The organism is Rubrivivax soli (genome assembly GCF_049810355.1).
GTDB lineage: Bacteria > Pseudomonadota > Gammaproteobacteria > Burkholderiales > Burkholderiaceae_C > Rubrivivax.
The window spans coordinates 1,432,988-1,459,973 of the sequence record NZ_CP187368.1 but is presented as its reverse complement, the minus strand read 5'-3'; the positions used below and the strand labels follow the sequence as shown (position 1 = coordinate 1,459,973).

General features: G+C 70.8%; 22 protein-coding genes. 15 read left to right on the top strand and 7 right to left on the bottom strand.

Features of this window, described 5'->3' with window-relative positions; translation table 11 throughout:
- The first annotated feature begins 1 nt into the window (after position 1).
- From nuoI to ACPOLB_RS06540, 8 genes are read left to right on the top strand one after another with little or no spacing between them, the layout of a single operon-like run.
- Positions 2-499: an NADH-quinone oxidoreductase subunit NuoI gene (gene nuoI / locus ACPOLB_RS06575; RefSeq protein ID WP_425260504.1), complete on the top strand. Its 498-nt coding sequence runs from the start codon at positions 2-4 to the stop codon at positions 497-499.
- Positions 500-505: 6 nt separating this feature from the next.
- Positions 506-1,138 (top strand): NADH-quinone oxidoreductase subunit J, encoded by a 633-nt coding sequence (locus ACPOLB_RS06570; protein ID WP_425260502.1) that lies wholly within the window; start codon positions 506-508, stop codon positions 1,136-1,138.
- Positions 1,135-1,452 carry an NADH-quinone oxidoreductase subunit NuoK gene (nuoK, locus tag ACPOLB_RS06565; RefSeq protein ID WP_425260501.1) on the top strand — a complete coding sequence of 106 codons (318 nt, stop codon included), beginning with the start codon at positions 1,135-1,137 and terminating at the stop codon, positions 1,450-1,452. Before ACPOLB_RS06570 ends, nuoK begins: the two co-directional genes overlap by 4 nt.
- A gap of 2 nt (positions 1,453-1,454) precedes the next feature.
- Positions 1,455-3,491, top strand: coding sequence for an NADH-quinone oxidoreductase subunit L (gene nuoL, locus ACPOLB_RS06560; protein ID WP_425260500.1), 2,037 nt, complete (start codon positions 1,455-1,457; stop codon positions 3,489-3,491).
- Between the two features lie 31 nt (positions 3,492-3,522).
- Positions 3,523-4,998 (top strand): NADH-quinone oxidoreductase subunit M, encoded by a 1,476-nt coding sequence (locus ACPOLB_RS06555; protein ID WP_425260499.1) that lies wholly within the window; start codon positions 3,523-3,525, stop codon positions 4,996-4,998.
- Positions 4,999-5,017: 19 nt separating this feature from the next.
- Positions 5,018-6,502: an NADH-quinone oxidoreductase subunit NuoN gene (nuoN, locus tag ACPOLB_RS06550; protein WP_425260498.1), complete on the top strand. Its 1,485-nt coding sequence runs from the start codon at positions 5,018-5,020 to the stop codon at positions 6,500-6,502.
- A gap of 24 nt (positions 6,503-6,526) precedes the next feature.
- Positions 6,527-7,126, top strand: a complete 600-nt coding sequence (locus ACPOLB_RS06545) for an NUDIX domain-containing protein (protein WP_425260497.1) — start codon at positions 6,527-6,529, stop codon at positions 7,124-7,126.
- 7 nt (positions 7,127-7,133) lie between these two features.
- Complete coding sequence (locus tag ACPOLB_RS06540) at positions 7,134-7,568, top strand: DUF1178 family protein (RefSeq protein WP_425260496.1); 435 nt, start codon at positions 7,134-7,136, stop codon at positions 7,566-7,568.
- A gap of 40 nt (positions 7,569-7,608) precedes the next feature.
- On the opposite strand, the gene ACPOLB_RS06535 is transcribed toward ACPOLB_RS06540, so the two are convergent.
- Together ACPOLB_RS06535 and ACPOLB_RS06530 are read right to left on the bottom strand one after the other, a co-directional pair.
- Positions 7,609-9,015, bottom strand: coding sequence for an FAD-binding oxidoreductase (locus ACPOLB_RS06535; protein WP_425260495.1), 1,407 nt, complete (start codon positions 9,013-9,015; stop codon positions 7,609-7,611).
- Complete coding sequence (locus ACPOLB_RS06530; RefSeq protein ID WP_425260494.1) at positions 9,012-9,419, bottom strand: DUF2069 domain-containing protein; 408 nt, start codon at positions 9,417-9,419, stop codon at positions 9,012-9,014. Before ACPOLB_RS06530 ends, ACPOLB_RS06535 begins: the two co-directional genes overlap by 4 nt.
- A gap of 18 nt (positions 9,420-9,437) precedes the next feature.
- On the opposite strand from ACPOLB_RS06530, the gene ACPOLB_RS06525 reads away from it, so the two are divergent.
- Positions 9,438-10,658 (top strand): YihY family inner membrane protein, encoded by a 1,221-nt coding sequence (locus ACPOLB_RS06525; RefSeq protein ID WP_425260493.1) that lies wholly within the window; start codon positions 9,438-9,440, stop codon positions 10,656-10,658.
- A gap of 42 nt (positions 10,659-10,700) precedes the next feature.
- On the opposite strand, the gene ACPOLB_RS06520 is transcribed toward ACPOLB_RS06525, so the two are convergent.
- Genes ACPOLB_RS06520 through ACPOLB_RS06510 form a run of 3 tightly spaced genes read right to left on the bottom strand, consistent with a single transcriptional unit; the run spans position 10,701 to position 13,158 of the window.
- A complete protein-coding gene (locus ACPOLB_RS06520; protein WP_425260492.1) occupies positions 10,701-11,024 on the bottom strand; it encodes an Mpo1-like protein in 324 nt (107 codons plus the stop codon).
- A gap of 11 nt (positions 11,025-11,035) precedes the next feature.
- Entirely contained in the window at positions 11,036-11,851 is an 816-nt protein-coding gene (locus ACPOLB_RS06515; RefSeq protein ID WP_425260491.1) for an alpha/beta fold hydrolase, read from the bottom strand.
- Positions 11,848-13,158: an O-acetylhomoserine aminocarboxypropyltransferase gene (locus tag ACPOLB_RS06510; protein WP_425260490.1), complete on the bottom strand. Its 1,311-nt coding sequence runs from the start codon at positions 13,156-13,158 to the stop codon at positions 11,848-11,850. The genes ACPOLB_RS06515 and ACPOLB_RS06510 overlap by 4 nt, the downstream gene beginning before the upstream one ends.
- Before the next feature lie 52 nt (positions 13,159-13,210).
- Here ACPOLB_RS06510 and ACPOLB_RS06505 point away from each other — a divergent pair, with 52 nt between their 5' ends.
- From ACPOLB_RS06505 to ACPOLB_RS06480, 6 genes are all read left to right on the top strand, one after another.
- Positions 13,211-13,669, top strand: coding sequence for a CBS domain-containing protein (locus tag ACPOLB_RS06505; RefSeq protein WP_425260489.1), 459 nt, complete (start codon positions 13,211-13,213; stop codon positions 13,667-13,669).
- 51 nt (positions 13,670-13,720) lie between these two features.
- Entirely contained in the window at positions 13,721-14,830 is a 1,110-nt protein-coding gene (aroC, locus tag ACPOLB_RS06500) for a chorismate synthase (RefSeq protein ID WP_425260488.1), read from the top strand.
- Positions 14,827-16,020: an MFS transporter gene (locus ACPOLB_RS06495; protein WP_425260487.1), complete on the top strand. Its 1,194-nt coding sequence runs from the start codon at positions 14,827-14,829 to the stop codon at positions 16,018-16,020. Before aroC ends, ACPOLB_RS06495 begins: the two co-directional genes overlap by 4 nt.
- A gap of 105 nt (positions 16,021-16,125) precedes the next feature.
- On the top strand, positions 16,126-18,567 hold the full coding sequence (locus tag ACPOLB_RS06490) for a putative bifunctional diguanylate cyclase/phosphodiesterase (protein WP_425260486.1): 2,442 nt from the start codon (positions 16,126-16,128) through the stop codon (positions 18,565-18,567).
- A 183-nt stretch (positions 18,568-18,750) separates the two neighbouring features.
- Positions 18,751-19,941 (top strand): efflux RND transporter periplasmic adaptor subunit, encoded by a 1,191-nt coding sequence (locus ACPOLB_RS06485; protein WP_425260485.1) that lies wholly within the window; start codon positions 18,751-18,753, stop codon positions 19,939-19,941.
- Positions 19,942-19,951: 10 nt separating this feature from the next.
- Entirely contained in the window at positions 19,952-23,158 is a 3,207-nt protein-coding gene (locus ACPOLB_RS06480) for an efflux RND transporter permease subunit (protein WP_425260484.1), read from the top strand.
- Between the two features lie 30 nt (positions 23,159-23,188).
- On the opposite strand, the gene ACPOLB_RS06475 is transcribed toward ACPOLB_RS06480, so the two are convergent.
- Both ACPOLB_RS06475 and glk read right to left on the bottom strand, forming a co-directional pair.
- On the bottom strand, positions 23,189-25,585 hold the full coding sequence (locus tag ACPOLB_RS06475) for a methyl-accepting chemotaxis protein (RefSeq protein ID WP_425260483.1): 2,397 nt from the start codon (positions 25,583-25,585) through the stop codon (positions 23,189-23,191).
- Positions 25,586-25,949: 364 nt separating this feature from the next.
- A complete protein-coding gene (glk, locus tag ACPOLB_RS06470; protein ID WP_425260482.1) occupies positions 25,950-26,957 on the bottom strand; it encodes a glucokinase in 1,008 nt (335 codons plus the stop codon).
- Between the last annotated feature and the right edge of the window lie 29 nt (positions 26,958-26,986).

The following is a 26,986-nucleotide window of genomic DNA, read 5'->3' as shown; positions in this document are numbered from 1 at the left end:
CATGTCGACCATCACCGCCATCAAGGACGTGTTCTCCAGCATGCTGCTGGCCGAGCTCTTCAAGGGCATGAAGCTCACCGGCCGGTACTTCCTGTCGAAGAACATCACGATCCAGTTCCCCGAAGAGAAGACGCCGCTGAGCCCGCGCTTCCGCGGCCTGCACGCGCTGCGCCGCTACGACAACGGCGAGGAGCGCTGCATCGCCTGCAAGCTGTGCGAGGCCGTGTGCCCCGCGATGGCCATCACCATCGAGTCCGACGTGCGCGCAGACGGCAGCCGCCGCACCACGCGCTACGACATCGACCTCACGAAGTGCATCTTCTGCGGCTTCTGCGAAGAAAGCTGTCCGGTCGACTCCATCGTCGAGACGCACATCTTCGAATACCACGGCGAGAAGCGCGGCGACCTGTACTTCACGAAGGACATGCTGCTGGCCGTGGGCGACCGCTACGAAAAAGAGATTGCGGCCAACCGCGCTGCGGATGCCAAGTACCGCTGATCCGACATGACCTCCATCACAGCGCTCTTCTACGTCTTCTCCGCGGTGCTGCTGTTCGCAGCGTTCCGCGTCATCACGGCGCGCAGCACGGTGCATGCGGCGCTGTTCCTCGTGCTGGCCTTCTTCAGCGCCTCGTGCGTGTGGATGCTGCTGCGGGCCGAGTTCCTCGCCATCACCCTGGTGCTGGTGTACGTCGGCGCCGTGATGGTGCTGTTCCTGTTCGTCGTGATGATGCTCGACATCAACACCGACAGCTTCCGCGAGGGCTTCTGGAAGCACTTCCCGGTGGCCGGCATGGTCGGCGCGGTGATCGCGCTGGAGATGGCGCTGGTGCTGATGCGCGGCTTCCAGCCGACGCAGGCCCCCGAACTGTCGGCGCAGGCGCAGAAGCTCGGCAACACGCACATGCTGGGCATCGAGATCTACACGAACTACCTGTACCCGCTGCAGATCGCCGCCGTGCTGCTGCTGGTGGCCATCGTGGCCGCCATCGCGCTGACGCTGCGCGGCCGCAAGGACAGCCGCCACCAGGACCCGAGCCAGCAGGTGAAGGTCAAGAAGGCCGACCGCGTGCGCCTGGTCAAGGTCGCCCCCACGGTGGAAGCGCCGTCTGCACCCAAGGAAGGGGGCGCGGCATGACGCTCGGACCCATCACGCTCGGCCACTACCTCTCGCTGGGCGGCATCCTGTTCGCGCTGTCGGTCATCGGCATCTTCCTGAACCGGCGCAACCTCATCGTGCTGCTGATGGCCATCGAGCTGATGCTGCTGGCGGTGAACCTGAACTTCGTCGCCTTCTCGCACTACCTGGGCGACATGGCCGGGCAGGTGTTCGTGTTCTTCATCCTCACGGTGGCGGCGGCCGAGTCGGCCATCGGCCTGGCCATCCTCGTCGTGCTGTTCCGCAATCGTGCATCGATCAACGTCGAAGAGCTCGACGATCTGAAGGGCTGACCATGGCAGCCACCCTGTCGCAGAACCTCCTGCTCACCGTTGCGCTGGCGCCGCTGGCCGGCGCGCTGATCGCCGGCCTGGCCGGCAAGGCCGTGGGCCGCCGCGGCGCCCACACCTTCACGATCCTGGGCGTGCTGATCGCCTTCATCGGTTCGGCCATGGTGCTGAAGTCGGTGGCCGTCGACGGCGCGCGCTTCAATGCCACCGTCTACGAATGGCTCGTCATCGGCGGGCTGAAGATGGAAGTCGGCTTCATGGTCGACGGCCTGACGGCCATGATGATGTGCGTGGTGACCTTCGTGTCGCTGATGGTGCACGTGTACACCATCGGCTACATGGAAGAGGACCCGGGCTACCAGCGCTTCTTCGCCTACATCTCGCTGTTCACGTTCAGCATGCTGATGCTGGTGATGAGCAACAACTTCCTGCAGCTGTTCTTCGGCTGGGAGGCGGTGGGCCTGGTGAGCTACCTGCTGATCGGCTTCTGGTTCAAGAAGCCGACCGCGGTGTTCGCCAACATGAAGGCCTTCCTGGTGAACCGCGTCGGCGACTTCGGCTTCATCCTGGGCATCGGCCTCGTGGTCGCCTACGCCGGCACGCTGAACTACACCGAGGCCTTCGCCAAGGCGCCCGAACTCGCGCAGATCGTGTTCCCGTACCCCACCTGGGGCGGCGACTGGATGCTGATCACCGTGATCTGCATCTGCCTGTTCATCGGTGCGATGGGCAAGAGCGCGCAGGTGCCGCTGCACGTGTGGCTGCCCGACTCGATGGAAGGCCCGACGCCGATCTCCGCGCTGATCCACGCCGCCACCATGGTGACGGCCGGCATCTTCATGGTCGCACGCATGTCGCCGATGTTCGAGCTGTCCGACACGGCGCTGAGCTTCGTGCTCGTGATCGGTTCGATCACCGCGCTGTTCATGGGCTTCCTGGGCATCATCCAGAACGACATCAAGCGCGTGGTCGCGTACTCCACGCTCAGCCAGCTCGGCTACATGACGGTGGCGCTCGGGGTCTCGGCCTACTCCGTGGCGGTGTTCCACCTGATGACGCACGCGTTCTTCAAGGCGCTGCTGTTCCTGGGCGCGGGCTCGGTGATCATCGGCATGCACCACGACCAGGACATCCGCAACATGGGCGGCCTGCGCAAGCACATGCCCATCACGTGGATCACGTCGCTGCTGGGGTCGCTGGCGCTGATCGGCACGCCGCTGTTCGCGGGCTTCTACTCCAAGGACTCGATCATCGAGGCCGTGCACTTCAGCAGCCTGCCGGGCTCGGGGTTCGCGATGTTCGCGGTGACGGCCGGTGTCTTCATCACCGCCTTCTACTCGTTCCGCATGTACTTCCTGGTCTTCCACGGCCCGGAGCGGTTCCACCACAAGCCCTTCCCGGGCGAGCACGACCACCACGACGACCACGGCCATGGCCACGCGCACACGCCCCACGAGTCGCCCTGGGTGGTCACGGCGCCGCTGCTGCTGCTGGCCGTGCCCTCGGTGGTGATCGGCTACCTGACCATCGGGCCGATGGTGCACGGTGACTTCTTCAAGGACGCGATCGTCGTCGACGCGGCCCGCCACCCGGCGATGGCCGAGCTCGGCAAGATCTTCCACGGCGCCGGCGCGATGGCGCTGCACGGCCTGCAGACGCTGCCGTTCTGGCTGGCGCTGGGTGGCGTCGCTACGGCCTGGCTGTTCTACCTGAAGGCGCCCGCGATCCCGGCCGCCATCGACCGGGCGCTGAAGCCGGTGCGCACCCTGCTCGAGAACAAGTACTACTTCGACTGGTTCAACGAGCGTGTGCTGTCGGCAGGCGCACGCGTGCTGGGCACCGGGCTGTGGAAGGGCGGCGACCAGGCCGTGATCGACGGCGTGTTCGTCAACGGCTCGGCCCGCGCGGTGGGCCTGCTGTCGGGCGTGGTGCGCCTGGTCCAGACCGGCCACCTCTACTGGTACGCGCTGGTCATGCTGCTGGGCATCTTCGGCTTCATGACCTGGCGCCTGTGGCCGTTCCTGGGCGGCCTGCTGCGCTGAGCGCACCGGCGACACAACAAGAGAGAGAAGAATGGGTCTCCTGAGTCTTGCGATCTGGCTGCCGATCGCCTTCGGTGTGCTGCTGCTCGCGGTGGGCAACGACCGCCACGCCGGCGTCGTGCGCACCATCGCGCTGGTGGGCGCGCTGGTCGCCTTCGTCGTGACGATCCCGCTGGTCACCGGCTTCGACACCAGCAGCGCCGCGATGCAGTTCCAGGAGAAGCTGCCCTGGATCGCGCGCTTCAACGTCAACTACCACCTGGGCGTGGACGGCCTGTCGGTGTGGTTCGTGCTGCTCACGGCCTTCATCACCATCGTCGTCGTCATCGCCGGCTGGGAAGTCATCACCGACCGCGTGGCGCAGTACAACGGCGCGTTCCTGATCCTGTCGGGCCTGATGGTGGGCGTGTTCTCGGCGCTGGACGGCCTGCTGTTCTACGTCTTCTTCGAGGCCACGCTGATCCCGATGTACATCATCATCGGCGTCTGGGGCGGTCCGCGCCGCGTTTACGCGGCCTTCAAGTTCTTCCTGTACACGCTGCTGGGTTCGCTGCTGATGCTGGTGGCCCTGGTCTACCTGTACTTCAAGAGCGGCGGCAGCTTCGACATCCTCACCTGGCACAAGCTGCCGCTGCCGCTGTCCGTGCAGGCCCTGCTGTTCTTCGCCTTCTTCGCCGCCTTCTCGGTGAAGGTGCCGATGTGGCCGGTGCACACCTGGCTGCCCGACGCCCACGTCGAGGCGCCCACCGGCGGCTCGGTGGTGCTGGCCGCCATCATGCTGAAACTGGGCGCGTACGGCTTCCTGCGCTTCTCGATGCCGATCGCACCCGACGCGGCGCGCGAGTACGCGTGGGTCATGATCGCGCTCAGCCTGATCGCGGTGCTGTACATCGGCCTCGTGGCGCTGGTGCAGCAGGACATGAAGAAGCTGGTGGCCTACAGCTCGATCGCGCACATGGGCTTCGTGACCCTGGGCTTCTTCATCTTCAACGAACTCGGCGTCGCGGGCGCCATCGTGCAGATGATCAGCCACGGCTTCGTCTCGGGCGCGATGTTCCTGTGCATCGGCGTGCTCTACGACCGCGTGCACAGCCGCGAGATCGCCAGCTACGGCGGGGTCGCCAACACCATGCCCAAGTTCGCCGCCTTCGCGGTGCTGTTCGCGATGGCCAACTGCGGCCTGCCGGGCACGGCGGGCTTCGTCGGCGAGTGGATGGTGATCCTGGGCGCGGTGCAATACAACTTCTGGATCGCGCTGGCGGCCGCCACGACGCTGATCTTCGGCGCCGCCTACACGCTGTGGATGGTCAAGCGCGTGTACTTCGGCGACGTCGCCAACGACGACGTGAAGGCGCTCCAGGACATCAACGGGCGCGAGTTCCTGATGCTGTCCGTGCTGGCGGTCGCGGTGCTGTGGATGGGCCTGTACCCCAAGCCCTTCACCGACGTGATGCAGGTGTCGGTGACGGAACTGCTCAGGCACGTGGCCGTTTCGAAGATCCAGTGACGCCGCCGAGAAACCAACAATGACCACGATGAACTGGCTCGTCATCTATCCCGAGGCCTGGCTGTTGTTCGCGGCGTGCGCCGTGCTGCTGGCCGACCTCTTCGTCACCGATCCCGGGCGCCGGCCGACCTTCTGGCTGACGCAGGTCAGCATCGGCGTCTTCGCCGCGATGCACCTGTGGATGCTGGACGGCGGCGCCACGGCCTACGGCATGCGCGGCAGCGTCGTCACCGACCCGATGGGCCACCTGCTCGCCTTCTTCGCGGCCATTGCCGTGATGGTGACCATCGCCTACGCCCGCCCCACGCTCGCCGCGCGCGAGATGCTCAAGGGCGAGTTCTACACCCTGACGCTGTTCGTGCTGCTGGGCATCTCGGTGATGACCTCGGCCAACAACTTTCTCGTCGTCTACCTGGGCCTGGAACTGATGAGCCTGTCGCTGTACGCGCTGACCGCGCTGCGCCGCGACCACGCCCTCAGCACCGAGGCGGCGATGAAGTACTTCGTGCTGGGTGCGCTGGCCAGCGGGTTCCTGCTCTACGGCCTGAGCATGATGTACGGCGCCACCGGCTCGCTGGAGATCCCGAAGGTCTTCGAGCAGATCGCCAACAACCCGGGCATCAACAAGGAAGTGCTGATCTTCGGCGTCGTGTTCGTCGTCGCGGGCCTGGCCTTCAAGCTGGGCGCGGTGCCGTTCCACATGTGGGTGCCCGACGTCTACCAGGGCGCGCCGACCTCGGTGACGCTGCTGATCGGCGGTGCGCCGAAGTTCGCGGCCTTCGCGATCACGATCCGGCTGCTGGTCGAAGGCATGCTGGGCCTCGCGGTCGACTGGCAGCAGATGTTCATCGTGCTGGCGGTGGGCTCGCTGGTGGTCGGCAACATCGCCGCCATCGCGCAGACCAACCTGAAGCGCATGCTGGCGTACTCCACCATCGCGCAGATGGGCTTCATCCTGCTCGGCCTGTCGGCCGGTGTCGTCAGCGGCAACACGCTGAGCGCGGGCAACGCCTACAGCTCGGCGATGTTCTACCTGGTCGCCTACGTGCTGACCACGCTCGGCACCTTCGGCCTGATCATGTTCCTGTCGCGCCAGGGCTTCGAGAGCGAGCACATCGACGATCTCGCCGGACTGGCCCGGCGTGCGCCGTGGATCGCCGGCGTGATGACGGTGTTCATGTTCTCGCTGGCCGGCGTGCCGCCGATGGTGGGTTTCTACGCCAAGCTGGCCATCCTGCAGGCGCTGGTCTCCACCAGCGTCACGCTGTACCTGGTGCTGGCCATCGTGGCGGTGCTGCTGTCGCTGGTCGGCGCCTTCTACTACCTGCGCGTGGTGAAGGTCATGTACTTCGACGAGCCCACCCAGACCGCTCCCATCGTGCAGAGCCAGGGCGTGACCGCGCTGCTGGCGCTGAACGGCCTGGCGGTGCTGGGCTTCGGCCTGCTGCCCGGTGGCCTGATGGCGATGTGCCGCGACGCCATCATCAAGGCCCTGGCGAGCTGATCGCCAGCCGCAGTGCCGCCGTCGATGCCCGAGGACGACAGCCACCTGGTCGAGCACCGCACCGGCGGCCGCACGCTGCTGGAAGGCGGCTTCCTGGAGGTGCGGCGCGACGACGTGCGCCTGCCCGACGGCACCGCCGCCACGCGCGAGTTCGTCCAGCATCCGGGGGCCGTCGCAGTGGTGCCGCTGCTCGACGACGGCCGCGTGGTGGTGGTGCGGCAGTTCCGCTATCCCATCGCGAAGAGCATCGTCGAGTTTCCCGCCGGCAAGCGCGATGCCGGCGAAGACCTGTTGGCCTGCGCGCGGCGCGAGCTGCAGGAAGAGACCGGCTACCGCGCCCGCGAATGGGCCTTCGCGTGCGAGATCCACAACGCCGCCGCGTACTCGACCGAGAGCATCTGGATCTACTTCGCACGCGGTCTCGTTGCCGGGGCCCAGAACCTGGACCAGGGCGAGTTCCTCGACGTGCTGGCCCTGACCGACCGCGAGCTCGACGCGCTGGCCGCCGCCAACGCGCTGCCCGACGTCAAGACGCTGGTCGGGCTGCAATGGCTGCAGCGCTGGCGCGCCGGTGCGTGGTCATTGCAGTGGCAACCCGACCCGGAGCCGCCCGCCGCCCTATGATGGCGCGATGAAGGTGCTCAACCTGCGCTGCGCGAACGGCCATGGCTTCGAAGGCTGGTTCGCGTCCGACGACGACTTCATGGACCAGAACGACCGCGGCCTCGTCGAGTGCCCGCTGTGCAGCGACCGCGTCGTCACCCGCCTGCCCAGCGCACCGCGCCTGAACCTGTCGGGCGCGCGCGAGCCCGCGGTGGCGACCAAGGAAGGGACTGCAGTCGACCTGCAGGCCGCATGGCTGCAGGCCGTGCAGCACATGCTGGCCAACACCGAAGACGTGGGCGAACGGTTCGCGGATGAGGCGCGCCGCATCCACTACGGCGAGACCGCGCACCGCGGCATCCGCGGCGAAGCCTCGCCCGAGGAGCGCCAGGCTCTCCACGAGGAAGGCATCGAGGTGCTCTCGATCCCGGTGCCGCGCGCGCTGAAGGGGCCGGTGCAGTGACCGGCCCCGGCGCAGGCCTCGATGTCTGCCGCGCGGGCTGCTAGACCACGCGTCCCGGGTTCAGCAGGTTCTGCGGGTCGAGCGCCAGCTTGATGCGCTGCATCAGCGCCAGCGCCACCGGCGACTTGCGCTCCCGCAGCTCGTCGCGCTTGAGCTGCCCCACGCCGTGCTCGGCGGAGATCGACCCCCGGTGCGCCACTACGGCGTCGTAGACCACGTGGTTCACGCGCGCTTCCATCTCGGCCAGGAACCGCCCCGCATCGCCACCCGCCGGCGCCTGCACGTTGTAGTGCAGGTTGCCGTCGCCCAGGTGGCCGAAGTTGACCAGCCGCACGCCCGGCACCAGGGCCTGCAGCGCGGCGTCGGTGCTCGCCACGAAGGCGGGGATGGCCGACACCGGCAACGAGATGTCGTGCTTGATGTTCAGCCCTTCTTCGGCCTGCGCCAGCGGGATCGACTCGCGCACGTGCCACATGGCCTGGCTTTGCGCCAGGCTTTCGGCCACGGCGGCATCGGCGATGGTGCCGGCCTCCAGCGCGTCGCCCAGCAAGGCTTCGAAGCGGTGGCGGGCCTGCGCCTCGCCTTCGGTGTCGCTCTGCTCCAGCAGCACGGTCCACGCGGCCGTGGGCAGCGGGTTGGGCAGGGCAGGGAAGTGCCTGGCGACCAGGTCCAGCGCAAAGCGCCCCATCACCTCGAAGCCGGTGAGCCCCGCACCCAGCCGCGCGCGCGCCAGGTTCAGCAGCGCCACGCAGGCGTCGAGCGAATCGCAGGCGGCCATCGCCGTGGTGGTGGCCGCGGGCAGCGGGTAGAGCTTCAGCGTGGCCGCGGTGATGATGCCCAGCGTGCCTTCGCTGCCGACGAAGAGGTCGCGCAGGTCGTAGCCGGTGTTGTCCTTGCGCAGGCCGCTCAGGCCGTCCCAGACGGCGCCCTCGGCGGTGACGACCTCCAGCCCCAGGCAGAGGTCGCGTGCGTTGCCGAAGCGCAGCACCTGCGTGCCGCCGGCATTGGTGGCGAGGTTGCCGCCGATGGTGCAGCTGCCTTCGGCCGCCAGGCTCAGCGGGAACAGCAGGCCCTGCGCCTCGGCCGCCTGCTGCACCGCCTGCAGCACGCAGCCGGCTTCCACCGTGATGGCCAGGTTGGCGGCGTCGATCGCGCGCACGCGGTGCATGCGCTGCAGGCTCAGCAGCACCTGCGTGCCGGTGTCGTCGGGCACGCCGCCGCCGACCAGGCCGGTGTTGCCGCCCTGCGGCACCAGGCTGACGCCGGCCGCGGCGCAGGCACGCACCACGGCCGCCACCTCGTCGGTGCTGCCCGGTCGCACCACGGCCAGCGCGCGGCCGCGCCAGCGCTTGCGCCAGTCGTTCAGGTAGGCCGAGAGATCGCCGTCGGTCAGCACCTGGGCCGGGCCCACGGCGGCGCGCAACTGCGCGAGCAGGGCGGCCGTCATGCCGTGGCCTCGGCCTTGTCGCCGTCCTTGTCACCACCCTCAGGTGCGCTGCGCAGCCGGCGCCGGATGTACACGCCGCAGGCGCCGAACAGCACCAGGCACAGCGCCACCTCGACGATGGCCAGCTGCTGCCCCAGCCCGCCTTCGCTGGTGGCGCGCACCAGGCCCTCGGTCACGTACAGCCACAGCAGCAGCGCCAGCCAGCGGTAGGTGGCCATGCGGTGGCGCAGCAGCCCGGCCAGGCAGAACACCAGCGGCAGCACCTTCAGCGCCAGCGTGCCGCTGCCGGTGGGCGCCAGCCAGAGCTCCCAGGCCAGGCCCAGCACGATGAGCGCGATCAGCGCCGTCAGCGCAATGGCGCGCGCATGCCGCACCAGCGGCGGCGGAACGGGGGTTGCATGCATGCTGGCATCATAGCCAGCATGACACTTCGGCAAGACAGCGCGCTGCGCCTGGGGGCCAGCATCGAGGCGCTGCGCCGATGGCCCTGGCTGGACACCTTGCGCGTGCTGCGGCAGCGCTTCCGCGAGGACCGCCTCGGCCTCACCGCAGGCAGCCTGACCTTCACGACGCTGATCGCGCTGGTGCCGCTGGTCACGGTGATGCTGGCCGTGTTCTCGGCCTTCCCGATGTTCTCGTCGTTCCAGGTGGCGCTGGAGAAGTACTTCCTGCAGAACCTGGTGCCCGACGGCATCGCCAAGCCGGTGCTGCGCGAGCTGACGCGCTTCGCCACCAAGGCCAACCAGCTCGGCGCGGCCGGCCTGGTGATCCTGGGCGCCACGGCGCTGGCGCTGATGCTGACGATCGACCGCACGCTCAATGCCATCTGGCGCGTGCGCAAGCCGCGCTCGATCGCGCAGCGGGTGCTGGTGTACTGGGCGGCGCTGACGCTCGGGCCGCTGGCGCTGGGCATGAGCCTGTCGATGACGAGCTACGCGCTGTCGGCGTCTCGCGGGCTGGTGGGCGTGCTGCCGTCCACGGTGGCCAGCGTGCTCAACGTGGTCGAGTTCCTGCTGCTGATGACGGCCGTGGCCGGCCTGTTCCACTACGTGCCCAACACTGCCGTGCGCTGGCGCCACGCCTGGGCCGGGGCCTTGTTCGTGGCGGCGGCCTTCGAGCTGGCGAAGAAGGGCCTGGGCTGGTATGTCAGCTCGATGCCGGCCTACGCCACGGTGTACGGCGTGTTCGCCACGGTGCCGATCCTGCTGCTGTGGGTGTACCTCAGCTGGGTGATCATGCTGCTGGGCGCGGTGATCGCGGCCTACGCGCCCAGCCTGCAGATGCGCATCACGCTGCGTCCGGACACGCCGGGCCAGCGCTTCGAGACGGCGCTGGTCGTGCTGCGCCGGCTGGAAGCCGCGCGCCACACCGCCGGCCACGGCCTGTCGCTGCCCGACCTGGCCGCGGCACTGCACAGCGACCCGCTCGCTCTGGAGCCGCTGCTGGACCTGCTGGTCGAACTGGACTGGGCCGCGCGGCTGGACGAAGCCGGCACGCCGCGCCACGTGCTGCTGTGCGACCCGGCGCTCACCGCGGCGCAGCCGCTGGTGGACGCGCTGCTGCTGGCGCCGGGCGAGGGCACGCGGGCGTTCCGGCAGCACGCCCGCATCGGCACGATGACGCTGGCCGAGGTGCTGGGCTGAAGTGCTGTGCCCAGGGGCGCGGCCGCGTGGCGCGCGCCGCCATCAGAACGGGATGCGCCCGGTCCAGATGTCCTTGTACATGACCCAATCGCCCATGAAGCTGTACAGCGGGCGCTTGAAGCTGGCGGGCCGGTTCTTCTCGAACACGAAGTGGCCGAGCCAGGCGAAGCCGTAGCCGCACAGCAGCCCGTACAGCAGGTACACCGGGCGCCCGCTGGCCACCAGCATCACCAGGCACACCAGCGCCAGCGTGGAGCCCAGGAAGTGCAGGCGGCGGCAGGTGCGGTTGCCGTGCTCGCGCAGGTAGAACGGGTAGAAGTCGGCGAAGCGCGTGAAGGACTTGGGATCGACGGCGGCGGTGGACATCGCAGGCTCCATCAGCGCGTGGTCAAGGCGCTGCGCAATGCATTCAACACGGCATCGGGCGCCTCGGCCATCAGGGCATGCCCGGCCGGCACCATGGCCACCGTGGCGCGCAGCGCGGCGGCCAGTTCGCGTGTGCTCTTGGGCTGCGTCATCTGGTCGCGCGCGCCCAGCACCAGCGTGGCCGGGCAACGCACCTGGGCCGCGGCCTGCAGGCCGCCCGCATAGCGGTCGCAGACGCCGAAGTCGTGCGCGAAGAGGTTGATGCCGTCGCGCTGCAGCGCCTGCGCCTGCAACCGCCGCATCAGCGCGCGGTTGCCGCCATGCAACCAGGCGCCCGGGCCGGGGTACGACGGTTTCGACGCATGGGTGGAGACAGAGAACGCGTTGACCATGTCGATGGCCTGCAGCGGTGTCTCGCGTGCGGCCGTCAGCAGCGCGGCGCTGACGGGCATGGGGTAGGCCGTGCCCACCATCGCCAGCTGCGTGGCGCGCTCGGGCGCTCGCGCCGCGGCCTCCAGCGCGATCAACGAACCCATGCTGTGGCCCACGAACGCCGCGCGCTGCACGCCCACCGCGTCCAGCAGCGCCAGCAGCCAGTCGGCGCAGGCCTGCACGTCGGGCAGCGGCGGCCCGGCACTGCGGCCGTGGCCCGGCAGGTCCACCGCCAGCACGCCGTGGCCGTGGTGCGCGAACCAGCGCGCCAGCAGCGTCCACACGCTGTGGTCGTTGAGCGCGCCATGCACGAACACCACGCAGGGCAGGGCGGGGTCGAGCGGCTTGCCGCCCGTGTAGGCGTAGGCCTCGCGGCCGCGCACGTCGGCCTTCATGCCGCCTTCTCCGCCACCTTGAACGCGCGCTGGAGGTCGTCGATCAGGTCGTCGGCGTCTTCCAGCCCGATCGACAGCCGGATCGTGCCCGGCGTGATGCCGGCCTGCACCAGTGCCGCGTCGTCCATGCGGAAATGGGTGGTGCTGGCCGGGTGGATCACGAGCGAGCGGCAGTCGCCCACGTTGGCCAGGTGGCTGAAGATCTTCAGCGCCTCGATGAAGGCCTGGCCCTGCCGGCGCGAGCCCTTCAGGTCGAAGCTTAACACCGAGCCGCAGCCGCGCGGCAGCAGCTTCCTGGCCAGCGCCTGGCTGGGATGGCCGTCGAGTTCGGGGTAGCCCACGCGCGCCACCATGCCGTGCCCGGCCAGGAAGGCCACGACCTTGCGCGTGTTCTCGACGTGCCGTGCCATGCGCAGCGGCAGCGTCTCGATGCCTTGCAGGATCAGCCAGGCCGTGTGCGGGCTCATGCAGGCGCCGAAGTCGCGCAGGCCTTCCCGGCGCGCACGCAGCAGGAAGGCGCCGACGCTGCTCTCCTCGGTGAACACCATGCCGTGGAAGCCGGCGTAGGGCGCGGTCAGCTCGGCAAAGCGACCGTGGCGGTCGTGGGCCGCGTCCCAGTCGAAGCGGCCGCCGTCGACCAGCACACCGCCGATCACCGTGCCGTGGCCGCTGAGGAACTTGGTCGCCGAGTGGAAGACGAGGTCGGCGCCGTGGTCGAACGGCTTCATCAGCCACGGCGTGGTGAAGGTCGAGTCCACCAGCAGCGGCAGACCGGCGTCGTGCGCGATGGCGCTGACGGTGGGGATGTCCAGCACGTCCAGCCCCGGGTTGCCCAGCGTCTCGCCGAACAGCAGCCGCGTCTCGGGGCGGATCGCGGCGCGCCAGCCGTCGATGTCGCCGGGCTGCACGAAGGTGGTCGTGATGCCGAAGCGCGCCAGCGTGTAGTGCAGCAGGTTGTGGCTGCCGCCGTACAGCGCGGCCGAGGCCACGATGTGCGCGCCAGCCCCGGCGATGGTGGCCACCGCCAGGTGCAGCGCGGCCTGCCCGCTGGCGGTGGCAATTGCGCCGACGCCGCCTTCCAGCGCCGCCACGCGTTCTTCGAGCACCGCGTTGGTGGGGTTGCTGATGCGGCTGTAGACGTGGCCGGCCCGCTCCATGTTGAACAGGCTGGCCGCGTGTTCGCTGTTCTCGAACACGAAGCTGGTGGAGAGAACGATGGGCACGGCGCGTGCGCCGGTGGCGGGGTCGGGCGCCGCGCCGGCATGCAGCGCCAGCGTGTCGAAACCGGGGTCGGAGGAGCCGGCCATGGTGTGGGTTTCACGCAAGAATCGGGCTTGCATTGTGGGCTATATTGATCCCATGAAAGTCACCGACATCCTGCGCGTCAAGGGCAACACCCTGTTCACGGTCTCGCCCGACCAGGCGCTGGCCGAGGCGGTGCAGACCATGTCCGAGCTCGACATCGGCTCGCTCGTCGTCATGGAGCACGGCGACCTGGTGGGCATGCTGACCTTCCGCGAGGTCATCAATGCCGTGGTCGCCAACGGCGGCACCGTCGGCACGCGCCGCGTGCGTTCCGTGATGGACGACGCCCCGCTGACCTGCACGCCCGAGACCGAGATCGACGAGGTGCGCCGCATGATGCTGCTGCGCCACGCGCGCTACATGCCTGTGCTCGACAAGCGCACGCTGATGGGCGTGATCTCGTTCTACGACGTCGCCAAGACCGTGGTCGACGCGCAGGACTTCGAGAACAAGATGCTCAAGGCCTACATCCGCGACTGGCCGGCCGAAGGCAGCGACACCACGACCGGCTGAGACCGCGGCCCCTGGGCGCGAGGCGCGCCGCGGGCCTTCTAGAATGCCGGCATGCCCGGCTCCTCCTTCGGCGAACTCTTTCGCGTCACCAACTTCGGCGAAAGCCACGGTCCGGCGATCGGCTGCGTGATCGACGGCTGCCCGCCTGGCCTGGTCCTGAGCGAAGCCGACATCCAGCCCGAGCTGGACCGCCGCCGCCCCGGCACCAGCCGCCACGTGACGCAGCGCAACGAGGCCGATGCGGTGGAGATCCTCTCGGGCGTGTTCGAGGGCCGCACGACCGGCACGCCGATCTGCCTGCTGATCCGGAACACCGACCAGCGCAGCAAGGACTACGGCAACATCCTCGACACCTTCCGCCCCGGCCATGCCGACTACACGTACTGGCGCAAGTACGGCCTGCGCGATCCGCGAGGCGGCGGGCGTTCGTCGGCGCGGCTGACCGCGCCCACGGTGGCGGCGGGCGCGGTGGCGCGCAAGTGGCTGGCGCAGCAGCACGGCACCACCTTCACCGGCTGGATGAGCGCCCTGGGCGAGATCGAGATCCCGTTCGAAGGCGAGCAGCACATCGCCGACAACGCCTTCTTCGCCGCCAACGCCAGCAGCATCGCGCAGCTCGAAGCCCACATGGACGCGCTGCGGAAGGCCGGCGACAGCTGCGGCGCGCGCATCGAGGTGCGCGCGCGCGGCGTGCCCGTGGGCCTGGGCGAGCCGCTGTACGACAAGCTCGACGCCGACATCGCCTACGCGATGATGGGTCTGAACGCTGTGAAGGGCGTGGAGATCGGCGCCGGCTTCGCCAGCGTCGCGCAGCGCGGCAGCACGCACGGCGACGAGCTCACGCCCGAGGGCTTCGCCAACAACAACGCCGGCGGCGTGCTGGGCGGCATCAGCACCGGGCAGGAGCTGGTGGTGCGCATCGCGATCAAGCCGACCAGCTCGATCCGCACGCCGCGGGCGTCGGTCGACCGCACGCTGCAGCCCACCACGGTCGAGACCTTCGGCCGCCACGACCCCTGCGTGGGCATCCGTGCCACGCCCATCGCCGAGGCCCTGCTGGCGCTGGTGGTGATGGACCACGCCCTGCGCCACCGCGCGCAGTGCGGCGACGTGCAGCTGCCCGTGGCCGCCATTCCCGCACAGCGCCCCGCCGCTGCATGACACCGGCGCGGCCCGCGCCCTTCGGGGCGTTCAGCGCCGTCTGGTTCTTCTACTTCGCGGCCATCGGGATGTTCAACCCGTATGCGCCGCTGTGGTTCAAGGACCTGGGGTTCTCGACGCTGGCCATCGGCGCCATCGCGTCGATGCAGGCCTGGACCCGCATCCTCGCACCCTACGGCTGGGGCTGGCTGGGTGACCACGGCGGCCGCCGGGTCTGGCTGGTGCGCTGGGCCTGCGCGGCGTGCGTGCTGGCCGCCGCCGGACTGCTGCTGGCGCGCGGCTACACCGCGGTTGCCGCCTGCGTGGTGGTGCTGTTCCTGGCCAACGGCGCCGTGGTGCCGCTGTCCGAGGCCGCGCTGTCGCGCCACCTGAGCCGCGGCGGCGAGATGGACGCGGCGCGCTACGGCCGCGTGCGCGTGTGGGGCTCGATCGGCTTCATCGTCACCGTGGTCGTGGCCGGCGGCGTGCTCGACCTGGCGGGCATCGGCTGGTTCCCGTGGCTCGTGACCGGCATGTTCGCGCTGCTGCTGGCGGCCGCACTGCGCCTGCCCGACACGCGCGACGACAGCGGCGGCCACGAGACAGCGCCGGCCGTGCTCTCGGTGCTGCGCCAGCCGGTGGTGGCCTGGTTCTTCGCCGCCGTGTTCTTCACCGTGCTGGCGCACACCAGCCTGTACACGTTCCTGTCGCTGTACCTCGACGACATGGGCTACCCGAAGTCCGCGGTGGGGGGCCTGTGGGCGGTGGCGGTGGTGGTGGAGATCGCGTTCTTCTGGTTCCAGGGCCGGGTCTTCGGCCGGCTCGACGCGCACGGCTGGCTGCTGTGGGCGGCGGCGCTGTCGGTGCTGCGTTTCGTGCTGACGGCGGCCTTCGGCGGCTCGGCGCTGGTGCTGGTGGCGGCGCAACTGCTGCACGCGGTGACGTTCGCCGCGCAGCACGCGGCCTGCATCGTGCTCGTCAACCGGCACTTCCCCGGCCCGCTGCGCGGGCGCGGCCAGGCGCTGTACACGGTGCTGGGCTACGGCGTCTCGGGGGTCATCGGCGGCGTCGGGGGCGGGTGGCTGAGCACCCGGCTCGGGTTTGCGGCGGTGTTCTGGGCGGCGGTGGTGGCGGCCGCGCTGGGCTGGGCCTGCGCGCTCCGCTCGGCGCGTCATGCGCGGGCCGCGGTGGCGGCGCCTGCTGGCGGCTGAGCCTGGCCGGGGCGCTTCAGACGCGCCGGCAACGGCCGATAAGCCGAGGATGGAGCGTCGCACGCGCAGCCTGCGCTGCGCGCGACGCCTTCGCTGCACCCATCCATGCCAGGCACTTCTCCCGTCGACGCCGTCCACCCCGCCGCACAGCAGCGGCCGCACCGCCGTGTGCGGCGCTCGATGTACAGCGCCTTCGCGGTGATCGCGGCGCTGGCGGTGTTCCAGGCCTGGCACGGCCACCGCTTCGAGCAGGTGCGCGCGGGGGATGCCGAGATCATCAGCTACGCCGGCACGCAGCGCACCTTCACGCAGCAGATGGGCCGCATGGCGGCGCTGGCCGGCGGCGAACAGCCCGTGACGCTGGTGCATGCCGAACTGCTGGGCGAGGCGCTCGACCGCTCGCGCGCCGACGCCCTGCTGGTGGAAGCCCTGCTCGACGCGCAGTTCAAGCTGTCGGGCGGCCAACCCGAGGTGCAGGCCGCGCTGCAGGTCTGGCAGGCCGCGCGCGAGCGCCTGTGGTACCGCTGCGAGGTGCTGCTGCGCCACCTGGACGACGGCCGGCTCGACGACCTGCCGGTGGCCGCGGCGGCCGTGCAGCGCGAGGTCGACCCGGCCCTGGTGGCGGCCAGCACGCTCACCGAACGCCTGCAGGCCGCCGCCAGCGCGCGCAGCGCGCGCCAGCTGCGGCTGCTGGAGGGCGGCGTGGCCGCGACGCTGATGCTGCTGGGCCTGCTCGCGCTGCTGGTGGTGGAGCCCACCGCGCGCGCGGTGCGGCTGCAGGTGCGACGCCTGGCCGACCAGGCCGACGAGCTCTCGCGCCTGGCGCTCGTGGCCGAGCGCACCGACAACATGGTGATCCTCAGCAACGCCGAGCGCGAGATCGTCTGGGTCAACGACGCCTTCACGCGGCTGACCGGCTACACGCCGGACGAGGTGCGGGGCCAGCGCGCGGCCACCCTGCTGCGCAGCGAGAACAACGACGCCGAGACGGCACGCCGCCTGCGCGACGCGGTGGAGGCCTGCGAGCCCGCGCGTGCCGAGGTGCTGGCACGCGTGAAGGGCGGGCGCGAGTTCTGGATCGATGCCGACGTGCAGCCGCTGCGTGCCGACGACGGCGAACTGCGTGGCTTCGTCACCGTGGCCGCCGACATCAGCGAGCGCCGCGCGCTGCAGGAACAGCTGCGCCACGCCGCGCGCAGCGACGCGCTGACCGGGCTGCCCAACCGCGCCGTGGTGCTGGACCGGTTGCAGCGCGCCATCGCGCATGCGCGCCGCCATCCGGGCTACGGCTTCGCGGTGCTGTTCATGGACTTCGACCGCTTCAAGCAGGTCAACGACACGCTGGGCCACGGCGCCGGCGACGAGATGCTGCGCCAGATCGCCCGCCGCATCGAGGACACGCTGCGTCCGGGCGATGCCGTGGCGCGCGTGTCGTCGCGCCTGCAGACGGCCGCGCGGCTGGGCGGCGACGAGTTCGTGGTGGTGCTCGAAGGCGTGCACGGTGCCGACGAGGCGCGGGCCGTGGCCGAGCGGCTGCTCGCGGTGCTGGCCCAGCCCTACGCGATCCGCGGCCAGGCCGTGCAGTCCAGCGCCAGCATCGGCATCGTCACCGCCGACCACGCGGTGGGGTCGGCCGACGACGTGCTGCGCGACGCCGACACCGCGATGTACGAGGCCAAGCGCGCCGGCCGCGGTCGCTGCGTCGTCTTCGACAGCTCGATGCACGAGCGCCTGGTGCGCACGCTCGAGGTCGAGAACGACCTGCGCCGCGCGCTGCGCGAGCAAGAGCTGTTCGTCGTCTACCAGCCCGTGGTGGACCTGGCCCCCGACGGCACGCCCGCGCGCGGCGGCCTGGCCGGCGTGGAAGCGCTGGTGCGCTGGCACCACCCCACGCGCGGCGTCGTCCCCCCGGCGCAGTTCATCGGCGTGGCCGAGGAGGCCGGCCTCATCGACGCCATCGGCCAGCAGGTGCTGGAGATGGCCTGCGCGCAGTTCGCGCGCTGGCGCCAGACCCTGGGCGCCCAGGCGCCGCGGCTGCTGGCGGTGAACCTCTCGCGTGCGCAGCTGCAGACCCCGGGCCTGGCGCCCGAGGTGCGCTGGGTGCTGGAGCACAACGGCATGCAGCCGCACGAGCTGCAGCTGGAAGTGACCGAGAGCCTGGCGGCGCAGGACGACCGCGTGCAGGCCTCGCTGCGCGAGCTCAAGCGCCTGGGCGTGCGGCTGGCGCTCGACGACTTCGGCACCGGGTACTCGTCGCTGGCCTGCCTGCACCAGCTGCCGGTCGACACGGTGAAGATCGACCGCAGCTTCGTCGGCCATGCCGAGACGCTCGAATACCACCGGGTGCTGATCGAAGCCACGATCCGCGTGGCGCAGACGCTGGGCATGACGACGGTGGCCGAGGGCATCGAGACCGCCGGGCAGGCGGCGCTGATGGCCGCGCTGCACTGCGACCGCGGCCAGGGCTACCTGTTCAGCCGCCCGCTGGCGGCCGAGGACCTGGAGCGCTGGGTGCACGCCCAGGCGGTCGAGCCGGCACACGCCTGAGCGGCCTGCAGGCCGTCCGCCGGCCACGCGGGCCGTCGCCACGGCCTGCAGTTGATCGCCGGCTTTCCGCGCTTCGTCGCACGCGCCACCGGCCGAAGCGGCCGCTTCCTACACTCCGCCCGCCCCCAGCCGAACGGCAGCTCGATCGAGCCCAGAGGGGCGACCAAGCACAGGGGTGAGGCGATGCGCAAGACATGGCTGGCGGGGGGCGTGGCGGCCCTGGTGGCACTGGGAGGAGCGGGGGCCTGGTTCAGCGGCGTGCTGCAGCCGCAGGCGCAGGCGGCGGCCTCCAAGGCTGCGGGCAAGGACGGCAAGGACGGCAAGCCCGCCGTGGCGCTGGAGTTCGCGACGCACGAGGTCGTGCAGCCGGCGCTGGCCCGCATGCCGGCGGTGCTGGAGTTCTCGGGCCCGCTGGTGGCGCCGCAGAGCGCGGTCGTGCGGGCCAAGGCCGGCGGCACGCTGCTGGCGCTGTCGGTGGCCGAAGGCAGCCGCGTGCAGGCCGGGCAGACGCTGGCGCGCATCGACCTGGCCGAACTGGGCAGCCGCGTGGCCGAGCGCAGCGCCAACCTCGAGTCCGCCCGCGCCACGCTGGCGCAGGCCGAGCGCACGCACGCGTCGAACGAGCGCCTGGCGGCGCAGCAGTTCATCAGCCCGATCGCACTCGACAACTCGCGCGCCGCGGTCGACACCGCGCGCGCTGCATTCCAAGCCGCCCAGGCGGCGCTGCAGAGCACCCAGCTCAGCCTGCGCGACGCCTCGCTGGTGGCGCCGATCGACGGCATCGTGGCCAAGCGGCACGTGGTGCCCGGCGAGAAGCTCACGGCCGAGCAGCCGGTGCTGAGCATCGTCGACCTCGGGCGGCTGGAACTGGCCGGCACCGTGGGCACGCACGAGGTCGCGCGGCTGGCCGCCGGCATGGCCGTGCAGGTGGCGGTGGAAGGCGTGGACCAGCCCGTGCCCGGGCGCATCGCGCGCATCGCGCCGGCGGCCGAGCCGGGCACGCGCGCCATCGGCGTGACCATCGAGCTGGCGAACCCGAAGGAGACGCTGCGCGCCGGCCAGTACGCCGTGGCGCGCGTGACGCTCGACGATCCCGAGCAGCGCGTGACGGTGCCGGTCGCCGCGGTGGGCAGCACCGGCGGCCAGGACCACGTCTGGGTGATCGAAGGCGGCGTGCTGGCGCGCCGTGCCATCACGGTCGGCCGGCGCGACCCGCGCGAAGGTCGTGTCGAGGTGCTGGGCGGCCTGCCGCCGGCCAGCCAGGTGCTGGCAGCGCGCTTCGACAACCTGCGTGAAGGTGCCAAGGCCGCGGTCGTCGCGGCCAAGACCGCGCCGGTGGCGTCGGCCGCGGCATCTTCGCCGATGGTGCGCTGAGGAGCCCGCCATGTGGATCACACGTGTGTCCATTCAGAACCCCGTCTTCGCCACCATGGTGATGGTGGCGCTGTGCGTGCTGGGCCTGTTCTCGCTGGCCAAGCTGGGCGTGGAGCAGATGCCCGACATCAGCTTCCCCGGCGCCTTCGTGGAGGTGGCCTATCCCGGCGCCAGCCCCGAGGCCGTGGAGCGCGAGATCACGAAGCCGCTGGAAGAGGCCGTCAACAGCGTCGCCGGCGTCAAGCGCATCACCTCGCGCAGCCTGGAGGGGCGGGCGCAGACCAGCATCGAGTTCGGCCTCGACGCCGACATGGCGCGCGGCATGCAGGACGTGCGCGACCGCATCGCCGCGGTGCAGAGCAGCTTCCCGCGCGACGCCAAGGCGCCGACCGTGCAGCGCTGGAACAACGACAACGCGCAGCCGGTGGTGAACCTGGCGCTGCTGAGCCCCACGCGCAGCGCACGCGAGCTGTCGATGCTGGGCGACCAGGTGGTGGGCAAGCGGCTGCAGCGCGTGGAGGGCGTGGCGCGCGTGGAGATCAGCGGCCTCACGGTGCGCGAGGTGCGCATCGACCTCGACCCGCAGCGCCTGCGCGCCTACGGCGTGACGCCGGCGGAGATCGCCAGCGCGCTGAAGGAGGCCAACGCCGACCAGCCGGTGGGCCTGCTCAGCGACATGACGCAGGACGCGCTGCTGCGCGTGGAAGGCCGCGTGCGCGACCCGCGCCAGTTCGAGCAGCTGGTGGTGGCACGCCGCGGCAACCTGGCGCTGACGCTCGGCGACCTGGGCCGGCTGGTCGAGCGCGAGCGCGAGCCCGACAGCAGCGCGCGGATCAACGGCCAGCGCGCCATCGTCTACAACGTCTACAAGCAGCAGGACGCCAACATCGTCGTGGCCGGCGACGCCGTGAAGGCGGCGATGGACGAACTGCGCAAGAACCTGCCGCCCGACGTGGAGCTGCGCCTCATCTACGCCAGCAGCGACTGGGTCAAGGGCTCGCTCGACGGGCTCAAGAGCACGCTGGTCGAAGGTGCGCTGCTCACGGTGGCCATCGTCTTCCTGTTCCTGCACAGCTGGCGCAGCACCATCATCACCGGGCTGACGCTGCCGATCGCGGTGATCAGCAGCTTCATCGCCGTGTACGCCTTCGGCTTCACGCTGAACTTCATGACGATGATGGCGCTGAGCCTGTGCATCGGCCTGCTCATCGACGACGCCATCGTCGTGCGCGAGAACATCGTGCGCCACGTCGCGATGGGCAAGGACCACCACCGCGCGGCGTTCGACGGCACCAACGAGATCGGGCTGGCGGTGATGGCCACCACGTTCGCCATCGTGGCGGTGTTCGCGCCGGTGGCCTTCATGGGCGGCATCATCGGCAAGTTCTTCTACCCCTTCGGCATCACCGTGGTGGTGGCGGTGCTGGTGAGCCTGTTCGTCAGCTTCACGCTCGACCCGATGCTGTCCAGCGTCTGGAAGGACCCGCCGTCGGCGACGCTGAAGCGGCTGCCCGTCATCGGCCACGCCATCCGCGGTACCGACCGCGCGATGGACGTGCTGCACGCGGCGTACGAGCGCACGATCCGCTGGGCCTTCAGCGGCCGGCGCCACCGCATGTTCTTCCCGCCGGTGCCGGCGTACGGGCGCGGCTTCGGCGCCGACGGCCGGCGCGACCCGCACGGCGCACGGCGCTGGCGCTGGGCCACCATCACGCCGCGCGGCCTGGTGCTGGCCGCGGGGGCGGGCAGCTTCGTCGTGGCGCTCGGCCTGGCGCCGCTGGTGGGCAGCGAGTTCGTGCCGCAGACCGACCAGAGCTACACCCAGCTGCAGCTCACGATGCCGGTGGGCTCCAGCCTGGAGCGCAGCAACGCCAAGGTGCAGCAGGTGGAGGAGATCCTGCTGGCCATGCCCGAGATCGAGACCGTCTCGACCTGGGTCGGCGGCGCCGGGCAGCGCAACCAGGCCTGGCTGAACATCGTGCTGAAGCCGCGCAAGGAACGCACGCGCAGCCAGAAGGAGGTGGAAGACGCGATCCGCGACGCCATCGCGAAGATCCCCGGCACCAGCGCTGCGCTGGGCTTCGACCGGCCGATCTACGTCGCCATCCTCGGCAGCGACGCCGAAGGCCTGGCGCGCGTGGCCAACGACTTCGCCGAGAAGGTGAAGAAGATCCCCGGCGCGGTGGACGTGGAGAGCTCGGTCAAGCCCGGCCTGCCGGCCTACGCGGTGCGCCTGAAGCCGGCCGCTGTGCGCGAGCTGGGCCTGACCGCGCCGCAGCTCGCCAGCAGCCTGCGCGCCTACGTCAACGGCGAAGCGGCAACGTACTGGACCACGCCCGACGGTGACCAGGTGGAAGTGGTGCTGCGCCTGAACGAGACCCAGCGCGAGCGGGTCGAGCAGCTGCGCGGCCTGCCGGTGGCCTTTGCCGCCGACGGCACGCCGATCACGCTGGACAGCGTGGCCACGGTCGAGTCGATCTTCAACCCCGAGATCATCCGGCGCCAGAACCTGCAGCGCCGCGAGGCCGTGTTCGCCGGCGTGAAGGACCGCAGCGCGGGCGACGTCGGCGCCGACGTGCAGCAGCTCATCAAGGACACCCACCTGCCGCCGGGCTACAGCTTCGACGTCGGCGGGCAGATGCAGCAGCAGGCCGAGGCCTTCGGCGGCCTGCTGGGCGCGATGGCGCTGGCGGTGATCTTCATCTACATCGTGCTGGCCAGCCAGTTCGGCAGCTTCACGCAGCCGGTGGCCATCATGGCCAGCCTGCCGCTGGCGCTGATCGGCGTGATGCTGGCGCTGCTGCTGTGGGGCAGCACGCTGAACGTGTTCAGCATGATCGGCCTGGTGATGCTGATGGGCCTGGTGACGAAGAACGCGATCCTGCTGGTGGACTTCGCCAACCACGCGCGGCAGGGCGGCGCCAGCGTGCCCGAGGCGCTGCTGCAGGCGGGCCTGATCCGCATGCGGCCCATCATCATGACGACGGCCGCGATGGTCTTCGGCATGCTGCCGCTGGCGCTGGCGTTCAACGACGGCGGCGAACTGCAGGCGCCGATGGGCCGCGCCATCATCGGCGGCGTCATCACCTCGACGCTGTTGACGCTGGTGGTGGTGCCGGTGCTCTACAGCTACCTGGTGCGCGAGAAGAAGGCACCGGCGCCCGCGGCGCTGGGCGGGCCGGTGCTGCCCGAAGGCGCACCGGCCGACCGCGACTGATCCGGCGGGTTGCCGGCGGTCAGGCCGGCGTCACGCCGGCGCCAGGCGCGGCACTCGGCCCGCCACCGCAGGCGCTGCGGTGGCTGCAGCGGGTGCCGCATCCTGCTGCTGGCGGTAGATGCCGCAGCCGATGATGAGCTGGTCGTCCAGCGCCTGGATCCAGCTCGCCTTGGGCAGCACCTGGCCGGTGGCGGGGTGCACGATGTTGTATTCGATCCAGCCGCCGCCCGCGGCCGCGGCCGCCCAGGCGTCGCGCACGAAGCGGTCGCCGTCGATGCCCGGCACCTCGTGGACACGCTTGCCCTCCATCGCCGGCTTGGCGCCGTGCAGCCGGTAGGCACCCTGGCGGTCGATCAGGAAGATGTAGAGATCGCGGTCGACGAAGCCCTCGGCGGCACTGTGCAGCGCGGCGCCCGCTGCCTGCTGGCCGACACGGCCGATCAGCGCCACGGCGCGCTGCACCAGCGCAGCCGCCTCGTCGGCGCTGCCCTGGCGCAGGCGGATCGTGCCCACCGCTTCCGACAGTGCGGCGGCGCGGCCCACCAGCGCCTGCGACGAGGTCTGCGACTCCTCCACCAGCGCCGCGTTCTGGCGCGTGATCTCATCGAGGTTGCCCACCGCCGCGGCCATCTCTTCCAGGCCCTGGCTCTGCTGCTGGCTGCTGGTGGCGATCTCGCGCAGGCGCTCGGACACCTGGCGCACGCCGTCCACCACCGCGTGCAGCGCGACGCCGGTGCGCTGCACGCGCTGCACCGTGCCTTCGACCTGCTCGCGCGAGCGGGTGATGAGCTGGCGGATCTCGCCGGCCGCCGCTGCGCTGCGCTGCGCCAGCTGGCGCACTTCCGAGGCCACCACCGCGAAGCCGCGGCCGGCCTCGCCGGCACGGGCCGCTTCCACCGCGGCGTTCAGGGCCAGGATGTTGGTCTGGAACGCGATGCCGTCGATGACGCCGATGATCTCGCTGACACGCTTGGAGCCGCTCTCCAGGTCTCCCAGCGAGCCGATCGTGGCCGTCATCGCGCCGTTGCCCTGCTCGGCCTGCTGGTGCAGTGCCGCGGTGATGCCGTCGAGCTGCTGCACCTCGGCCGCGTTGCTGGCCACGGCACTGCTCATCTGCTGCACGGTGGCGACGAACTGGCGCAGGCTGCCGGCCTGTTCGTCGGTGCGCTGCGCCAGCGCGAGGCCACCGCTGGCCAGGCGTTCGCCGGTGCTGGACACCCGCACCGCGCTGCTGCGGATCTCGGCCACCATCGTCGACAGCCGGTCGGCCATGCGTTCGACGACGCGGCCGATGTCGGCCAGCTCGTCGCGGCCCTCGATGTCGAAGCGGTGTGCGAGGTCGCCGTCGGCCACGGCGTGCATGCCCTTGGACAGGCGGCCGATGCCGCCGAGGAAGCTCAGGTAGAAGGTGGTCGCGAAGTACGCCAGCAGCAGCACGCCGGCCAGCGCCACGCCGGCCGACAGCCACAGCCGCGTGTTCAAGGCCGCGGCGCGCTCGCGCAGCGCGGTCTGCAGCCGGGCCGAGAGCTCGTCGCCCAGGGCGTTGGTCTTGGCGATGGCGGCGCTGCCCAGTTCGAAGAAGGGCGCGGGCTCGCCTTCCAGCGCGTCGGCGCCGAAGACGGCGGTGGCGCGCTCGGCGAAGGCCTTGCTGGCGTTCACGGCCTCGTCGAACGCGCCGGGCCGGGGCTCGCCGGCGCGCAGCAAGGCCTGCATGCGCAGCTCGGCGTCTTCCAGCCGGCGGCGCATCTCTTCCACGCCGCCCAGCACGCGGGCGCGCTCCACGGCGCTGGCGTCACCGCGGGCCAGCAGGCCGGCGCCCTGTCCGCGCAGCAGGCCCATGGTCTCGGTCCAGGGCAGGATGCGCTCGACCGTGGCGTCCATCAGGAAGTAGGTGCGGGCCTCGGGGTCGAGCAGCAGGCCCGAGCGCTCGGCGGTCTGCAGGAGCAGCGCGCGCAGGACTTCCACCTGCCGCGTGTGCTGGGCGAACGCCTGGGCGCGCTGCGGATCGTGCCGGCCATCGGCCAGGGCGCCGACGGCTTCGTGCACGGCCGGCCACTGGTCCTGCAGGTCGAAGCCCTGCAGCGCCTGCACCCGCTGCTGCACCGTGGCCAGCTGGGCCTTCAGCGCCTGCCGGGTGGTGTCGCGCGCGCCCACCACGGCGGTGTCGCCGTTGAGCACGCGGTGCGTCAGGCCGCGGTGCTGCTGCAGCAGGTTGGCCGTCTTCAGCAGGTCGTGCACCAGCACCGCGCCTTCGTCCTCGACCAGCGTGAACCGGATCTCGGCGACGTTGCTGCGCAGCTGCTGCACCAGCAGCAGCAGCATGGGCACGAAGAGCATCAGGCCGATGAGACCGATCTTCCAGGGCAGGCGCAGGCGCCGCATCAACAGGGTGCCCGGGCGGAGCAGGGTGCGTGTGAGAGCTGACATGCCGATCCTCGTGGTGAGGCCCCTCCGTGCAGCGGGAGCCTTGGCGGCATATCGGCGCATCCCTTCGGGACTTCATCGGGAATTCGGCGAATCCGCCATACCCTTGGCCGTGTGTGACGCCCGCCACGGATGGCGGCGGTCAGGACTGGCTGGTTCTGTGACTGATGACTCAAGTCTCACACCGGCACCGCGAGCCAGACGATCACGATGATCGCCAGCAGCAGCAGCGTCTCCAGCCAGGCGATGGTGCGTTCGTGCATCGAGGGTCTCCGGGAAGTGCGGTGGAGGCATAGTAAATGCGAATCGTTCGCATTGAAAAGCCCATCACCCTGGCCCCGACCGGGTGTCCGCTGCCGCGCGGCGCTCAGAGGGCGGCGGCGGCGCCGCGCAGCGCCGGGTGCTGCGTGCTCGTGATCAGCACCACCGGCATCGCTGCCAGGTAGCCGCGAAACCGGCCCTTCCCGACGAAGCGCGCGTGGAAGTCCGACGCCTTCAGCAGCCCCTGCAGCCGCGGCACGATGCCGCCGCCCAGGTAGACCCCGCCGCGCGCGCCCAGCGTCAGCGCCAGGTTGCCCGCGGTGCTGCCGAGGAAGGCGAAGAACAGCTGCAGCGCCTCGGTGCAGCGCGCGCAGCTGCCGTCCTGGCCGCGCTGGGTGACGCGGGCCGCGTCGAGGTCGGGCGGGGCGGGCACGCCGTCCACCGCGCACAGGGCCTCGACCAGCCACACGAGGCCCGGCCCCGACACCGCGCGCTCGGCCGAGGCGTGGCCGAAGCGCTGCTGCAGCGCCGCCACCACGGCGGCCTCGCGTGGCGTCACCGGCGCCAGCGTCACGTGGCCGCCTTCGCCGGCCAGCGGCACCCAGCCGCCGCGGGTCGGCACCAGGCCGCCCACGCCCAGGCCGGTGCCGGGGCCGATCAGCGCGATCGGCGCGCCCTGGCCGTCGGCGGCGCGGCCGCCGGCGATCTGCACCTTCTCGTCGGCACCCAGCAGCGGCAGGCTGCGCGCCAGCGCCTCGAAGTCGTTCATCACCACCAGGCGCTGCAGCCCCAACGCGGTGCGCAAAGCCTCGATCGAGAACGACCAGTGGTGGTTGGTCATCTGCACCGCATCGCCCGTCACCGGGTTGGCGATGCCGATCGCGCCCAGCCTCGGCGTGGCCAGGCCGGTCTCGGCGAGGTAGCGGCGCGCGGCGTCCAGCAGCGTCGCGTGCTCGGCGCAGGCCAGCACCTGCACGGCCTCGGGCGCGGCACCCGGCCCCGCCTGCCAGGCAAAGCGGGCGTTGGTGCCGCCGATGTCGGCCAGCAGGCGCGGACCGGCATCGGCGGCCGCCAGGGCGGTCGGCTGTGCGCGTGGGCGCAGGGCGGTGTTCATGCGGACAACCTCGTTGCGGGATGGAAGCG

Bases quoted from the DNA above. Each gene is read 5' to 3' on its own strand.
- nuoI (WP_425260504.1), top strand. From the start codon at position 2: ATGTCGACCATCACCGCCATCAAGGACGTGTTCTCCAGCATGCTGCTG.
- ACPOLB_RS06570 (WP_425260502.1), top strand. From the start codon at position 506: ATGACCTCCATCACAGCGCTCTTCTACGTCTTCTCCGCGGTGCTGCTG.
- nuoK (WP_425260501.1), top strand. From the start codon at position 1,135: ATGACGCTCGGACCCATCACGCTCGGCCACTACCTCTCGCTGGGCGGC.
- nuoL (WP_425260500.1), top strand. From the start codon at position 1,455: ATGGCAGCCACCCTGTCGCAGAACCTCCTGCTCACCGTTGCGCTGGCG.
- ACPOLB_RS06555 (WP_425260499.1), top strand. From the start codon at position 3,523: ATGGGTCTCCTGAGTCTTGCGATCTGGCTGCCGATCGCCTTCGGTGTG.
- nuoN (WP_425260498.1), top strand. From the start codon at position 5,018: ATGACCACGATGAACTGGCTCGTCATCTATCCCGAGGCCTGGCTGTTG.
- ACPOLB_RS06545 (WP_425260497.1), top strand. From the start codon at position 6,527: ATGCCCGAGGACGACAGCCACCTGGTCGAGCACCGCACCGGCGGCCGC.
- ACPOLB_RS06540 (WP_425260496.1), top strand. From the start codon at position 7,134: ATGAAGGTGCTCAACCTGCGCTGCGCGAACGGCCATGGCTTCGAAGGC.
- ACPOLB_RS06535 (WP_425260495.1), bottom strand. From the start codon at position 9,015: ATGACGGCCGCCCTGCTCGCGCAGTTGCGCGCCGCCGTGGGCCCGGCC.
- ACPOLB_RS06530 (WP_425260494.1), bottom strand. From the start codon at position 9,419: ATGCATGCAACCCCCGTTCCGCCGCCGCTGGTGCGGCATGCGCGCGCC.
- ACPOLB_RS06525 (WP_425260493.1), top strand. From the start codon at position 9,438: ATGACACTTCGGCAAGACAGCGCGCTGCGCCTGGGGGCCAGCATCGAG.
- ACPOLB_RS06520 (WP_425260492.1), bottom strand. From the start codon at position 11,024: ATGTCCACCGCCGCCGTCGATCCCAAGTCCTTCACGCGCTTCGCCGAC.
- ACPOLB_RS06515 (WP_425260491.1), bottom strand. From the start codon at position 11,851: ATGAAGGCCGACGTGCGCGGCCGCGAGGCCTACGCCTACACGGGCGGC.
- ACPOLB_RS06510 (WP_425260490.1), bottom strand. From the start codon at position 13,158: ATGGCCGGCTCCTCCGACCCCGGTTTCGACACGCTGGCGCTGCATGCC.
- ACPOLB_RS06505 (WP_425260489.1), top strand. From the start codon at position 13,211: ATGAAAGTCACCGACATCCTGCGCGTCAAGGGCAACACCCTGTTCACG.
- aroC (WP_425260488.1), top strand. From the start codon at position 13,721: ATGCCCGGCTCCTCCTTCGGCGAACTCTTTCGCGTCACCAACTTCGGC.
- ACPOLB_RS06495 (WP_425260487.1), top strand. From the start codon at position 14,827: ATGACACCGGCGCGGCCCGCGCCCTTCGGGGCGTTCAGCGCCGTCTGG.
- ACPOLB_RS06490 (WP_425260486.1), top strand. From the start codon at position 16,126: ATGCCAGGCACTTCTCCCGTCGACGCCGTCCACCCCGCCGCACAGCAG.
- ACPOLB_RS06485 (WP_425260485.1), top strand. From the start codon at position 18,751: ATGCGCAAGACATGGCTGGCGGGGGGCGTGGCGGCCCTGGTGGCACTG.
- ACPOLB_RS06480 (WP_425260484.1), top strand. From the start codon at position 19,952: ATGTGGATCACACGTGTGTCCATTCAGAACCCCGTCTTCGCCACCATG.
- ACPOLB_RS06475 (WP_425260483.1), bottom strand. From the start codon at position 25,585: ATGTCAGCTCTCACACGCACCCTGCTCCGCCCGGGCACCCTGTTGATG.
- glk (WP_425260482.1), bottom strand. From the start codon at position 26,957: ATGAACACCGCCCTGCGCCCACGCGCACAGCCGACCGCCCTGGCGGCC.